Source organism: Actinomadura gamaensis, from assembly GCF_042652125.1.
In the GTDB taxonomy this organism is placed as follows: domain Bacteria; phylum Actinomycetota; class Actinomycetes; order Streptosporangiales; family Streptosporangiaceae; genus Spirillospora; species Spirillospora gamaensis.
In genome coordinates this window covers 270,371-283,898 of sequence record NZ_JBHSIT010000010.1, presented here as the reverse complement: position 1 = coordinate 283,898, position 13,528 = coordinate 270,371, and the positions used below count along the sequence as shown (strand labels likewise).

11 protein-coding genes are annotated in these 13,528 nt (G+C 70.2%); 8 read left to right on the top strand and 3 right to left on the bottom strand.

Features of this window, described 5'->3' with window-relative positions; genetic code table 11:
• Positions 1 to 80: 80 nt before the first annotated feature.
• The gene (locus ACFPCY_RS31520; protein ID WP_378261213.1) at positions 81 to 1,388 is read left to right on the top strand and encodes a serine/threonine-protein kinase; all 1,308 of its coding nucleotides are present in this window, start codon (positions 81 to 83) and stop codon (positions 1,386 to 1,388) included.
• A gap of 164 nt (positions 1,389 to 1,552) precedes the next feature.
• Here the strand turns inward: ACFPCY_RS31520 and ACFPCY_RS31515 are convergent, their stop codons facing one another.
• Entirely contained in the window at positions 1,553 to 1,873 is a 321-nt protein-coding gene (locus ACFPCY_RS31515) for an NIPSNAP family protein (RefSeq protein WP_378261211.1), read from the bottom strand.
• Between the two features lie 823 nt (positions 1,874 to 2,696).
• On the opposite strand from ACFPCY_RS31515, the gene ACFPCY_RS31510 reads away from it, so the two are divergent.
• Positions 2,697 to 3,608, top strand: a complete 912-nt coding sequence (locus ACFPCY_RS31510; protein WP_378261209.1) for a DNA-processing protein DprA — start codon at positions 2,697 to 2,699, stop codon at positions 3,606 to 3,608.
• A 979-nt stretch (positions 3,609 to 4,587) separates the two neighbouring features.
• Here ACFPCY_RS31510 and ACFPCY_RS31505 read toward each other — a convergent pair.
• Entirely contained in the window at positions 4,588 to 5,088 is a 501-nt protein-coding gene (locus tag ACFPCY_RS31505) for a MarR family winged helix-turn-helix transcriptional regulator (RefSeq protein ID WP_378261207.1), read from the bottom strand.
• A gap of 91 nt (positions 5,089 to 5,179) precedes the next feature.
• Here ACFPCY_RS31505 and ACFPCY_RS31500 point away from each other — a divergent pair, with 91 nt between their 5' ends.
• The 3 genes from ACFPCY_RS31500 (at position 5,180) to ACFPCY_RS31490 (ending at position 8,392) form a co-directional block, all read left to right on the top strand.
• Positions 5,180 to 5,695: a cupin domain-containing protein gene (locus ACFPCY_RS31500; RefSeq protein WP_378261205.1), complete on the top strand. Its 516-nt coding sequence runs from the start codon at positions 5,180 to 5,182 to the stop codon at positions 5,693 to 5,695.
• A gap of 91 nt (positions 5,696 to 5,786) precedes the next feature.
• Positions 5,787 to 7,115: a WD40 repeat domain-containing protein gene (locus ACFPCY_RS31495; RefSeq protein WP_378261203.1), complete on the top strand. Its 1,329-nt coding sequence runs from the start codon at positions 5,787 to 5,789 to the stop codon at positions 7,113 to 7,115.
• Between the two features lie 197 nt (positions 7,116 to 7,312).
• Positions 7,313 to 8,392, top strand: a complete 1,080-nt coding sequence (locus tag ACFPCY_RS31490) for a DNA polymerase domain-containing protein (protein WP_378261201.1) — start codon at positions 7,313 to 7,315, stop codon at positions 8,390 to 8,392.
• A gap of 18 nt (positions 8,393 to 8,410) precedes the next feature.
• On the opposite strand, the gene ACFPCY_RS31485 is transcribed toward ACFPCY_RS31490, so the two are convergent.
• Complete coding sequence (locus ACFPCY_RS31485) at positions 8,411 to 9,226, bottom strand: helix-turn-helix domain-containing protein (RefSeq protein WP_378261199.1); 816 nt, start codon at positions 9,224 to 9,226, stop codon at positions 8,411 to 8,413.
• Positions 9,227 to 9,374: 148 nt separating this feature from the next.
• Here ACFPCY_RS31485 and ACFPCY_RS31480 point away from each other — a divergent pair, with 148 nt between their 5' ends.
• The 3 genes from ACFPCY_RS31480 to ACFPCY_RS31470 all read left to right on the top strand — a co-directional run bounded on the left by ACFPCY_RS31480 (position 9,375) and on the right by ACFPCY_RS31470 (position 13,481).
• Complete coding sequence (locus ACFPCY_RS31480; RefSeq protein ID WP_378261197.1) at positions 9,375 to 10,091, top strand: alpha/beta fold hydrolase; 717 nt, start codon at positions 9,375 to 9,377, stop codon at positions 10,089 to 10,091.
• A 310-nt stretch (positions 10,092 to 10,401) separates the two neighbouring features.
• Positions 10,402 to 11,823: an MFS transporter gene (locus ACFPCY_RS31475; RefSeq protein WP_378261195.1), complete on the top strand. Its 1,422-nt coding sequence runs from the start codon at positions 10,402 to 10,404 to the stop codon at positions 11,821 to 11,823.
• Positions 11,824 to 11,933: 110 nt separating this feature from the next.
• Positions 11,934 to 13,481 carry an FGGY family carbohydrate kinase gene (locus tag ACFPCY_RS31470; RefSeq protein WP_378261193.1) on the top strand — a complete coding sequence of 516 codons (1,548 nt, stop codon included), beginning with the start codon at positions 11,934 to 11,936 and terminating at the stop codon, positions 13,479 to 13,481.
• Positions 13,482 to 13,528 lie beyond the last annotated feature (47 nt).

Sequence of the window (13,528 nt, the reverse complement as noted above, 5' to 3'; positions counted from 1 at the left end):
GGTTGGCGATGATGCGGGGTGTGTCGCCTATGAGCCTCTATGATCCCGTGGCGGGTGGTCTCTGCCGAGGAGAGCGGGCTATGGAGACGTTGCGTCCAGAGGATCCGCAGGTCGTGGGTCGCTACACGCTGTCAGGCAGGCTCGGCAGCGGTGGCATGGGCGAGGTCTTCTTCGGACGGTCGCCCGGCGGACGCGCCGTGGCCGTCAAGCTGATCCATCCCGGCCACGCCGCCGATCCGGAGTTCCGGCGGCGGTTCCGGCAGGAGGTCGAGTCGGCCCAGCGGGTCGGGGGCTTCCACACCGCGCCCGTCGTCGACGCCGACCCCGACGCCGAAACCCCCTGGCTGGTGACGGCCTACGTGCCCGGCCCGTCACTGGGCGCGGCGATCGCCGCCCACGGACCGCTGCCCCCGGGCTCCCTGCGGGTGCTCGGCGCTGGCCTGGCCGAGGCGCTGGAGGCCATCCACGCCGCCGGAGTGATCCACCGCGACCTCAAACCCACCAACATCCTGCTCGCCGACGACGGGCCGCGGGTCATCGACTTCGGCATCGCCCGCGCCGCCGACGCGTCCGCCGCCACCGCACGGGTCGGCACCCCCGGCTTCATGGCCCCCGAACAGCTCGTCGGCGCCTCCATCACGTCCGCTTGCGACGTCTTCGCCTTCGGCATGGTCATGGCCCAGGCCGCGGGCGTGCGTCCCTTCGGTGAAGGCCCGGTCGAGGCGCTGACCTACCGGATCGTCCACGAGCAGCCCGACCTCAGTGCCCTCGACCCGTCCCTGCGCCCTCTCATCACCGCCTGCCTGTCGAAAGATCCCGCCCGACGCCCCACCCCGCCGCAGTTGCTCGCCGCCCTCGCCGACGCCGGAGGCTCCTGGCCGCCGCCCAACGTGCAGACCATGATCACCGAACGCGCGGTGCCGTCCCCTTCCGGTGATCCGGCCCGTCCTCCCTCCCTCGGGACGCTGCCGCCTCCACAAGCGGCCAGCACCCACCCGGCCCCCGGCGCACCGGCCGGCCCTCCGGTCCACGGCGCCGCACTGCCCGCCCCGTTCGCCGCGCCGAGGCCGTCGATCGAGCGTTACCCGCCGCAAGTGAAGGCCGCCGTCAACCGCTTCCAAGCGGCCTCCATCACGCTCGGCGTCTTCTCCGGCTGGTGGTTGCTGATACTCCTCGTCATCAATATCTACCTGGCCCTGATCCTGCTGATCCCGATGTTGGTGTGTTACGTGTTCTACCTGCGGGCGGCCTTCACCCTCCGGCGCCGGGCGGGCTGGTCGGCCGGGCTCCTGACCTTCGCGGCCTGCGGAATCATCCCGCTGGTGCCCTTCGCCGTCCTTCCGGTTGTCCTCCGCGCCACCCGCCGCACGGTCCCGCCCGCACTCTGACCCGCAGTGCCGGGTCTCGTCGCGGCTCGCCGACTTGCGAGCCGACCCGTCTTGACCGGCGAAGCCCCGGCCCGACCGGAATCGGTTCGTGCGCTCCGGCCGAAACGGTAGTTACGGGAACCGTCCATCGCGCTCGTGGCCCTGGGCTTGCGCGGTTGATGTGGTCATGAGTGCGCGCGGTCGGGTAGGAGGGGGCGCATGAAGGTGCGGCGGTAGCGGATGACGCAGCCGCTCTCGTCGCGGATCCGGTCGGCGGCGATGAAGTCGGGGTCGGAGCCGAACAGGGACCGGTACTGCTCGTAGGCCGCGAGGCTGTCGAAGCTGAACAGCGCGCGGGCCTCGTCGCTGGCGCCCTCGGCCGGCAGGAAGTACCCGTGGTGGACGCCGCCGTGCCGTTCCACCAGTTCCATCCAGGCTTGGGCGAAGCGCTCGAAATCCTCGATCTTGCTCGGGTCGATCTGGTAGTCGACGACGCAGGTGATCATGTTTGCAGGCTAGGGGAGAACCAGGAGCGCGGTCGGCGCGGGCACGACTAACGGGCCCGGCGGTCGAAGGCGCTGGGCGGACGCTGTTCACGCGGTCACCAAGGCATGCTCTCCGGCCGTCTCGAGGCCGACATGCTCATCAGCGACGCCGGGACGCTGTCGAAGTTCGGCATGTCCGGATGCCCGCCCTCCTTCAGGGCAGCCGAACGTTGTGCATCTCCTCGTTGCCGTCACCGCACGAGTGCCGGATGTCGACATCATGCTCGCGCGGTCTCGTCTCAGGGTCGTGCTACCTCGGCTGGGAGCGATGCAACTGCGGTAGCTGTGACGTCTTACGCCGCACACAGTAGTCAACCTGCAATACCTATAGGTAAATCACAGAGCGTGCCGGGCTGAAAACTACGATAGTGGAGGCACTGTTGTTGGTTTTTTACCTTGCCAGAGCAGATGTGGCAGATCGCGCTGTTTGACTGTTCTGTGACCAGACGGCGAGGCTTGCCGAGCGGAGGGAAAGTGGTTCCTGTGCGAGGGGGCGCAGTGCTGTCGCCGACCTGGCGTCAATGCCCTACCCGGCGTCGCTCGGTACATGTACGGTCATGACAGTCTCTATGACCGGACAAAGCCGCTCCCAGGTTCACCTGGCGATGCCGTGACCCTGCAGCCATGCAGAACGTTTTGGTCAGGCTACTGCACGTGTTCCCTGATATCCCTAGGCTTCAACCTGTCGGTAGGGCAGTCTAGAGTCTCGAGTACGTAGAACAAACGTTCGAGTAAGCAGGGGTGGATCTTGGATCGCGAGAGAAGTAGCCCGTATCCTGGAGACGTGCCTGTCGGTGACCTTGAAGAAACGACTGCTCTGGTGGCTCTCCTCCAGACCCAGCCGGACGGCGTGAGCTGGCAGGAGATCACGGCCAAGGTGCTGGAAGCCGGAAGTGCTGTCCGGGTCTGGCAGGACCTGGTGCCGGCGACGCTCGTGGACGCTCCGGGGCATGATGATCCTCTACAGAGTGCTGCGGCGGACTTCCGATCGTGGCTGGATCAAGGCATACGAATAATCACGGTACTGGACCACGATTATCCGAAGAGGTTGAGGAGCATCCACCAGGCTCCGCCAATCCTATTCGCACGCGGAACTCTGATCCCTGATGACAGGGGAGTTTCGGTAGTCGGCTCCCGTGCTGCTTCAGCGCGAGGCGTCGAAATTGCTACGGCTGTCGCGCGTGAACTCGTCCGGCGGAACATTACGGTCATCGCGGGCCTGGCCCAGGGGATCGATACTGCAGCACATCGCTCCGCGTTGGACTCGGGCGGTCGCACGGTGGCGGTAATCGGCACGGGAATTAATAAGTCTTATCCTGCCGCCAATCGCGATCTACATTACGAGATATCCATGGCTGGACTGCTGCTATCTCAGTTTTGGCCGGATGCTCCTCCTCAGAAGCACACGTTTTTGCGGAGGAACGAGACGATGTCCGGTTATGGGATTGCCACGGTCGTCGTAGAGGCAGGAGAGGCTAGCGGTACTCGCTATCAGGCCAGAAAGGCGATCGAACATGGGCGACCGGTGATCCTTACTGATCTCGTGGTCGAGCGGAATGAGTGGGCTAAGGCACTGGTGGGTCGTCCAGGTGTCCGAGTCGCGACTGGCCTGGATGACGTCATGGATGCTGTTGACGGTCTCATCAAAACACACGACGCTGTCGGCGGTGCTCTTCAAAGGCTGGCTTCGACTTGACCTCGTATTCGCCGCTAACCCTCGCGCAGCTAAAAAATACCCTGGTCTCTCATGCGGGCGGCTTCCTGAAAAATCCTGTTCGCATGGAAGGGGTGACATGCCGTGTCTGTAGTACCCCGTGGCCTTCAGGTCCCTACTGTGATAGGTGCTCGGCGCACCGGCAGGTTCCAGGGGTCGCTGACCTTGTCTGCTCGGTAACTTATGCACTGGGTGGGCAGCAATCGGGATACCTGATGCGGCAATATAAGAGCCAGATCAGGGTGCCTGAGCATGCAGCGACCATGGCGGCTCTGGCGGTTATCGCTAGCATGCACCGTCAGTGCTGTGAGCGGAGAATTCAAGCTTCGATCACGCATTGGGCATGCGTTCCTTCGCTTCCGGCCAAGCCGGGCGTACATCCTTTTAGAAGGTATGCTGAAATCATCGCTGGCGGACTGGGTGAAGTGGGACTGAGGGCGGCGGCCGGGGTGAAGGAGCCACGCGCACTCAACGCTGATCACTTCCGGGCGGAACGGCAGCTTGCACGTGATTCTCACGTATTGCTCCTGGACGACACCTGGGCTGCGGGCGGTCACTCTCAGTCCGCTGCGCTAGCACTGCGTCGCGTGGGCGCCCGCCGAGTTTCGATTCTTACCATTTCCCGTTGGATAAATCCTGGATATGGCATCAATGGGCGGTTTATCAAAGACTATCTCCAAAGAGATTTCGATCCAGATGTCTGTCCTTGGACCGGTGAATCATGTCCTTCATGATCTACTGCGATCCATGCCTTCTTGACCATCCCTCCTCTGCTGCTGACCTGTTCTGGCATCTCATCCGGGGTCATGCTTCGAGGTAGGCGAGGATGTGGCGAACCCGTGGGGGCGTTCCAGTAGGGGCGAAGTTTCAGCTCCGTCCAGATGACGTAGCCGGACGTCGAGGAAGAAGTTGTCGACCGCTGTGGCGCTCTGGGCGCTCCCGTTCCCGTTGGGTTGCTTGGTCAGTCCAGGGACGTGTCTCCGAGGGCTTCCAGCAGGCCGCGGAGGGTGGCGGCCAGGTGGTCGCGTTCTTCCGGGGGAAGGGACGCGAGGAGGCGTTCGCCTTGGCGGATGTGGGCGGGGAAGACCTCGTCCACGACCTCGTGGCCGCGCGGGGTGAGGCGGGCCTTGACGGAGCGGCGGTCGGCGTCGTCGCGGATGCGTTCGATCAGGCCGCGCTTCTCCAGCCGGTCCATCCGCTTGGTGATCGCGCCGGAGCTGACGAGGGCCGCCTTGATCAGTGCGCCGGCCGTCAGCTCGTAGGGCGGGCCGGAGCGGCGCAGGGTCGCCAGGACGTCGAACTCCCACACCTCCAGGTCGTGTTCGGCCAGGTAGGCGCGCTGCTCGCGGTCCAGCACGCGGGCCAGCCGCCCGATCCGTCCCACGATGCCGGTCGGCCAGGGGTCCAGGTCGGGACGTTCGGCGCGCCACAGCTCCAGCACCGCGTCGACGGCGTCCGCCATCCTGCCTCCAATTAGTACACTGGTAAGAGACTTGACAGTAAGAGAATAGCAGGGCAGAGTCTCGCGGTACTTGTGATCTTGGAGGTCTGCGATGTCCCTGTTCGTTCCCGACTACCCCGCACCCCGCTACCAGCGCGAGACCGGCGAGCTCAGCGCCACCTTCCGCCGCGCCGACAGCGCCCCCGACTTCCACGCCGCGCCCGCCGGCGGCGAGGGCACCGGAACCGACTACCGCTACCTCGCCACCCAGCAGTCCACGGACGGCGACTACGGCCTCTACCGCGTCGACATGGGCCCCGAGCCCGGCGGCCCGGGCATGCACTTCCACAAGGCCATGTCGGAGTCGTTCTTCATCCTGTCCGGCGAGATGCGCGTCCACGACGGCGACAAGTGGATCACCGCCACGTCCGGCGACTTCCTGTACGTCCCGCCGGGCGGGCTGCACGCCTTCCGCAACGAGTCCGGCGAGCCCGCGTCCATGCTGATGATCTTCGCGCCGGGCGCCCCGCGCGAGCGCTACTTCGAGGACATCTCCGAGATCGGCGACCTCACCGACGCCGAACGCGCCGAATGGTTCGTCCGCCACGACAGCTTCTTCGTGAACTGACGTGCCGGAACGCTCCTGGCGATGCTGACCGGGTGCGGCGGCTCGGGCGGGCATCCGGCCGCCGCGTCACCCTCTCTTCCGGAAGGTTGCGATGTCCACCGATCTGTACGGCGTGCGCGTTCTCGATGTCAGGCCGGACGAGGCGCGGGTCCGGTTCCGGGTCTTCGTCGTGTACTACGACACGGGCTCGCGCACCCATGCGCCGCTGTCCGACGACCCGAGCCTGTTCTTCCAGTTTCTGTGGGAGGCGGCCCGTCACGCGGACGGCGGGACGGCGCCGAACGCGCTGCGGGACGTCACCACCGAGCAGCGCCTCGACCGAAACTGGGTCGAGACATACGCCCACCGGTACGTGCGGCGGGTCGTGCGGGTCGCCGCCCGTAACGATCCGGTGAGCGACTGGTCCGGCCTCATGGACTTCTACTACGACCGCGGCGGCCGGTGGGCCGACGAGGAACGCCTCGTCCAGGGGGACTTCGACGTCGAGGTCACCGACGCCCGGCTCCTCGACCCGCTGGTTCCCGGGCTGGCGTGGGGCAGCGCGGCGTACCCGCTGGAAGCCGACCAGGTACTCGAAGCGGACGCGCCGACCGTTCTCGACCTGCGCACGCCCGCGGTGGTCCTCGAACCCTTCGACGGCGCCTACGATGCGGGCACGCCCAGCGACCTGGCGTTCTCGGACGACGGCGAGTACCTCGCGGTCACCAGCCAGGAGTGCGAGCTGGTGGTGTTCCGCACCGCCGACTGGAGCGAGCAGGCGCGCGTCTCCGACAGCCCGCTGTGGGGCCAGGACATCCAGTGGGTGCCGGGGCGCCACGTGATCACCAAGCGCGTCATCGAGGGCGGCGGCGACCTGGACGACGAGGCGGCGGTCGAGGCGTACGACCTCCGCACCGGCGCGACCGTCCCGATCGATCCGCAGCCGCGCGAGTACCGCTCGCGCACCGGGAGATACCGGGCGGACGGCTCGTCCGGCGGCACGGTCCATCTGCTGACCCGGGACGCCGGGCCGCGGCGGGTGCACGTCCCCGGCTGGGCCTCGGGCATCTCGTTCACCGGGGACGAGACGCGGATGTTCGTCGGCGGGGGAACCGAGATCCACGCCGTCGATCCGGAGAGCGGGACCCTGCTGCGCACCCTCACCGGTGTCGAGGGCGCGAGCGGTCTGGCCGTCCGGCCGGACGGGGCGTACCTGACGACCTTCAGCGGGGCGGACGGCGTCGGCGAGCGCGACCGGCTCGACCTGTGGCGGGTCTCGGACGGGGCGCTGCTCATGCGCTGCCGCTCCGGCGGCTACTACGTGGCCGGACGGTCCTGGTCGCCCGACGGCACGATGTTCGCCGCCGCCGTCATCACGGGAAACGACGGCTACGACGGCGAAGTCCGCATCTACCGGCCCGGCCCGCCGATGGACGCCTGACCCGTCCGCTGTTGAACTCCTGAGTCCGCCGCCGTCGAACACCTGACCCGTCCGCCGTTGGACGCTTGAACCGTCCGCCGTTGGATGCTTGAACCGTCCGCGCGCGCCGGGCGGACGCGCGTCAACGACGCAACCGCTCCGCCGCAGGTCGGGGCTCGGGTCCGGGGAGTGTCGGAGGGGTGGGTTAGCGTGCCGTCATGGCCTCGCCTTACATCGAGATCCCGGTCGGAGAGCGGCTCGTCAAGGTATCCAATCCGGACAAGGTCTACTTTCCGGAGCACGGGTACACCAAGCGGCAGCTCGTGGAGTACTTCATCGCGGTCGGGGACGGCATCCTGCGCGCCACGCGCGACCGTCCCACGACGCTCGAACGCTGGCCGGGCGGCGTGTTCGAGGGCGCGAAGATGGCCACCCGCGAGGACTACGCGCGCGGCCAGGCGGGGTTCGGCGCGGGCAAGTCCGACGCGTTCTACCAGAAGCGCATCCCGAAGGGCGCGCCCGAATGGGTGCAGACCGCCCGGATCGCCTTTCCGAGCGGACGGTCCGCCGACGAGGTCAAGCCGACCGAGGTCGCCACGATCGCGTGGGCGGCGAACCTCGGCACGCTGACCTTCCACCCCTGGCCCGTCCGCGGCGACGACGTCGACCACCCGGACGAGCTGCGCATCGACCTCGACCCGCAGCCCGGCACCGACTTCGCCGACGCCGTCCGGGTCGCGCTCGGCCCGGCCCGCGACCTGCTCGGCGAGCTCGGCTACACCGGCTACGTCAAGACGTCCGGCAAGGGCGGCGTGCACATCTACGTCCGGATCGAGCCGCGCTGGACGTTCACCGAGGTCAGGCGGGCCGCGCTCGCGTTCGGACGCGAGATCGAGCGGCGCGTCCCCGCCGAGGTCACCACCAGGTGGTGGAAGGAGGAGCGCGGCGAGCAGGTCTTCATCGACTTCAACCAGAACGCCCGCGACCGGACGATCGCGTCCGCCTACAGCGTCCGCCCGCTGCCGTACGCGCCGGTGTCGGCCCCGCTGACCTGGGACGAGCTGCCCGACGCCGACCCGCACGACTTCACCATCGCCACCATGCCCGAGCGCTTCGCCAAGGTCGGCGACCCGCACGCCGACATGGACGCCGCGTCCTTCTCCCTAGAACCCCTCCTGGAGATGGCCGACCGCGACGAGCACGACCACGGCCTCGGCGACGCCCCCTACCCGCCCAACTACCCGAAGATGGAAGGTGAGCCCAAGCGCGTCCAGCCCAGCAAGGCCCGCGACGACTGAACCTGCCGGAAGTGGAGGTCAGGCGGCGGCCGCGGCGGTGAGCAGGGCCAGTTTCGCGGCGCTGTCGGTGCCCGGATCGGGGTGGTAGATGACGAGTTTCTGGCCCCTCCCGCCGCTGACGCCGAGCCGTTCCCGGTTGAGGACGAGCCCGCCCACGCGCGGGTGGTCCAGCCGGACCGGCGCGCCCTCGCAGACCGACACGTCGTGCCGCGCCCAGAGCCGGACGAAGTCGGGGCTGACCTCGGCGAGCCCGTCCACGAGCTCGGCGAAGCGCGGGTCGTCGGTCGCCGTGCCGACGGTCTCGCGGAACCCGGCGACGAGGCTCGCGACGGACCTCTCCCAGTCCGGGTAGAGCGTCCGCTCGGCGGGGTCGAGGAACGCGGCGCGCAGCCGGTTCACCCCGACCGCGAGGCGCGGTGACAGCGCGGTCGCCAGCGGGTTGGCGGCCAGCACGTCGAGGTGGCGGCTCTCGACGAACGCCGGAAGCGGCAGCGTCGCGACGAGCTTGACCATGCCCTCGGGCACGTCCTCCGCGCGAGGACGGCGGCGTCTCGGACGGTCGGCGGCGAGGCTCAGCAGGTAGGCGGTCGCGTCGTCGTCCAGCCGCAGCGCGCGGGCGATCGCCTCCAGCACCTGCGGGGACGGGTTGCGGTCGCGGCCCTGCTCCAGCCGCAGGTAGTAGTCGGCGCTGATCCCGGCGAGCAGCGCGACCTCCTCGCGCCGCAGCCCCGGGACGCGCCGCACCCCCGACACCGGCAGGCCCACCTGGTCCGGGGTGACGAGATCCCGGCGGGCCCGGACGTACTCGCCCAGCGCGTTCCGTTCGCCGATCACCGCTCCACTGTATGCGCCGGGCCGTACCGCGAGCCTGGTCCTGTCACCCCCAGGATCGGCCGGGTCCTGGCTGGTGCGGGCCCCGGAACGCAGCGTGGTGCCCGAGCCGCGGCCCCCGTCGCGGACGAGCACACTCGGGAGTTCTTTCATGACCACATACCTGCTGGTGCACGGCGCCTGGCACGGCGGACGGGCCTGGGAGCGGGTCGTCCCGCTGCTGGAGGACGCCGGGCACCGCGTGTTCGCGCCGTCCCTGACCGGGCTCGGCGACCGCGCCCACCTGGCGTCCCCGGACGTCGGCCTCGACACCCACGTGGACGACATCGCGGACGAGATCGTCCGGAACGACCTGTCCGGCGTCGTCCTGGTCGGCCACAGCTACGGCGGGATGGTGATCTCCGGCGCGGCCCACCGCGTCCCGGACCGGATCGGCCGCCTCGTCTTCCTCGACGCGATGGTCCCGGTCGACGGCGAGACCGTGATCGACGTGATGCCCGAGACCCGGAAGGCGGTCGAGCAGGCCGTGGACGGCTGGCGCGTCCCGCCGCTGCCCGAACTGCCCCCGCCGCTCGGCCTGTTCGGCGTCACCGACCCGGCGGACGTCGCGTGGCTGCGCGGCCTGCTGTCCGACCAGCCGGTCCGCTGCCTCGACCGGCCGGTGCGGATGGACGACCCGGCCGCGGACGCGATCCCGCGCACGCACATCCACTGCGTCGGCCCCCGGCCCGCCAAGATCGTCCGCCGTCCGCTCCCCGAGGTCGAGCCCGACGGGACCCCGCCTCAGGTCTGGACTCTCGACACCGGCCACGACTGCATGGTCACCGAACCGGCCGCGCTCGCCGACCTCCTCCTCAAGCTCGCCTGAGCCGCAGCGGCGCCGAGGTTCGGGCGAGGGGCGCGAGAACACCGGGCGCCCGTCTCCGGCGCCCCTTGCGGGCCCCGGTCCCGCCCCTTGCGGGCCCCGGGTCCGCCCCTTGCGGGCCCCGGGTCCGCCGCTCGCCTGGACGTTTCGCGGCGGTTTCGGAGGTAACTGGGGCTTGACATGGGCGTTCGCGCTTTCCTAGCCTTCGGGCATTGTTTGACAGGCACAGACGAAGACCACCTGTCGGTGGCTTCGCCGTGCCCTCCCAGCGCTGACGTACCCCCGACGGGCAGTGACCCCGAAGGCAGGTCGTATGGCGCACCACCCCCTCGTCCGCGGCGTCCGTGACGTCGCAGCGCTCATCGACGGACACGGCAGGATCACCGGGCGCGCCCGGCTGGTCTGGATCCTCGTGTTCGGCGGCCTCTTCCTGGACGCCTACTCCAACGCCGCGCTCAGCGCCGGCCTGGCGCCCATGACCAAGCAGATGCACCTGAGCAGCGACCAGGTGTCCCTGCTGACCGCGACCGCGCCCGCGCTCGCCATCGTCTTCAACCCGGTCGGCGGCTGGCTGGCCAGCCGGATCGGGCGCGTCCCGCCGCTGCTCGCCGCCAAGCTGTTCGCGCTCGGCGGCGCCCTGCTCGCCGCGTTCGCGGGCGACTTCACGACGGTCTGGTTCGGTCGCGTGCTGGTCGGCGTCGCCTACGGCATCGACTTCGCCGTCGCGATGGCGCTGCTCGCCGAGTACACCCCCGCGAGCCTGAGCGGACGGCTGAACCTCTGGCAGGGCGTCTGGTACATCGCCTCGACCGGGAACCTCGCGCTGACGCTGATCTTCTTCGAGTTCGACACCGGCGCGGACATCTGGCGCTGGTCGGTCGGGTCGGCGGGCGTGTTCGCCGCGGCGCTGTTCGTCCTCCAGCTCAGGTTCCTGGTGGAGAGCCCGTCGTGGCTGGCCACCCGGGGACGCGTCGCCGACGCCGTCCGGAACCTGGACCGGCTGTACGGGATCAAGGCCGAGGCGGGCGAGCCGGAGGACCCGGCGGACGCCCCTGCGGCGGCGAAGCCGGTGGGGTTCCGGCAGGCGGGGGTGCTGTTCCGGGGCCGCTACCTGAGCCGGACGGTGCTGTCCTCGGTCATCTCGCTCGACCAGGCCATGCAGTACTTCGCGGTGGGCTGGTACCTGCCGGTGATCAGCCTGGCGATCTTCGGGGAGTCGTTCGAGAAGGCCACCCTCGGCTCGATGACCTTCAACGCGTTCGGCATCGCGGGCGGGCTCCTGTCGGCCTACGCCGGCCGCCGGATGGGCCTGCGGCTCAGCTCGGCGGCGGGGTTCGCGGTCGTGCTCGTCGTGCTCGTCGTCATGGGCCTCACCTTCGGGCACGTGCCGACCTGGTTCGCCTTCATCCTGCCGGTGCTGTTCATCTTCGGGCACTCCGCCGGGCCGGGCGCGAACGGCAAGTCGATCGCCGCGCTGTCCTACCGCAGCGAGGTGCGCGCGCTCGGCACCGGCGTCACCGGCATGATCGGCAGCTTCGGCAGCGTCGTCGGCCTGTACCTGTTCCCGCAGATCAAGGACGGTCTCGGGCTCGGGCACACCTTTCTTGTCCTCGCCGTGGTGCCGCTCAGCGGGCTCATTACCTGCCTTCTGATCAAGTGGGAGCCGACCAGGGCCGCCGCCGAGGACGAGCAGCCCCTCGTCGGCGGCGCCGCCGCGGCGCCCGCCGCGCGCTGAGCCCGCTCGCCCGCCCTTCAGAGCTGCTCGCCCGCTTCAGAGCCGCTCGCTCGAGAACCGCCGCCGGCCCAGCCGGGGCCGGCGGCCCCACCCCACGAAGGAGGGGTCCGATGACGTCGCACACCACCGCGGGACCGGGCCGCCGGCCCGGCGTGCTGGCCGTCGACGAGGGCACCACCGGGACCCGGGCGGGGGTCGTCCGGCCGGACGGCTCGGTGGCGCACGTCGCCTACCGCCCGATCGGCGTGGACCATCCGGACCGCGACTCGGTCGAGCAGGACGCCGCCGAGATCTGGACCGCGACCCTCGCGGTCTGCCGGGACGCCCTGGCCGCCGCGCACGCCGACGGGACCGAGGTCACCGCCGTCGCGCTGTCCACCCAGCGCGCGACCGCCGTGCTCTGGGACCGCGAGTCGGGCCGCCCGCTCACCCCGGCCGTCGTCTGGCAGGACCGCCGCCACGCGGGCGACCTGCTCGCGCTGGAGGCCGAGTGGGACGCCGACCTGCTGGCCCGGACGGGCCGTCCGGTCGGCAGCCGCTCGCCGTTCCTGTGGGCGGCGCGGCAGATCGCCGCGAACCCGCGGGTCGCTGAGGCCGCGAAGGACGGCCGCCTGCTGTTCGGCACCGTCGACACCTGGCTCGCCTGGAACCTCACCGGCGGCCGGGTCTACGCGACGACCGCCACGAACGCCTGCTCCACCGGCGGCTACCTGCTGCGCGAGCACGCCTGGCACACCGGCTGGATCGAGCGGCTCGGCTTCCCGGTCGAGCTGCTGCCCGAGCTGCGCGCCGACGACGAGGGCATGGGCGTGACCGACGCGTCCGTGCTCGGGCTGGCCGTGCCGGTCGCGGCGTCCATGGGCGACCAGCACGCGGCGCTGATCGCGCTCGGCGGCCTGGACGCGGGCGACGCCATGTGCATGTACGGCACGGGCACGTTCGCCGACGCCGCGACCGGCACCGGGATCTTCCCGCCCGTCCCCGGCGTGGACGGCGTCCTCGCCCAGGTCGGACGGCGCGAGGGCGGCACGTCCCAGTTCAGCCTGGAGGCGTACTGCTCCACGACCGGCTCGGCGCTGCGCTGGCTCTGCGAGGACCTCCGGTTCTTCCGGACCCCGGCGGAGATCGGCGAGCTGGCCGCGAAGGCGGAGTCGTCCGCGGGCGCGTGGTTCGTGCCCGCGCTCGCCGGGGTCCGCACCCCGGCGTGGCGGCCCAACGCGACGGCCGCGCTGACCGGCCTGACCCTCGCGACCGGGCGCGCCGAGCTGGCGCGGGCCGTCCTGGAGGGCATCGCGCACTCGGTGTGCGACCTCGTGGACGGCGTGACCGCCACCACCGGCTCGCCGCTGCGCCGCATCCGCGTCGGCGGCGGCGTCGCCGGAAGCGACACGCTCATGCGGATCCAGGCCGACCTGATCGGGCTGCCGCTGGAGCGCGTCGCGGACTCGGCGACGGCGAGCCTGCGCGGCACCGCCTACCTGGCCGGGGCCCGGCAGGGCCTCTGGCCGTCGCTCCAGACCATCGTGGAGGCGCAGCCGGTCGGCCGCGTCTTCGAACCCTCGCTCGACCCGGCGGAGCGGGAGGCGAGGCGGGCCGCGTGGCGCGCCGTCCTCGCCCCGCGCCTCGCCGGGCCGGGCGGCGAGCAGCAGACCGGCTGACGCGCCTCCCGAGCGTCCCCCGGCACCACGGAACCACCAGGAGTCAA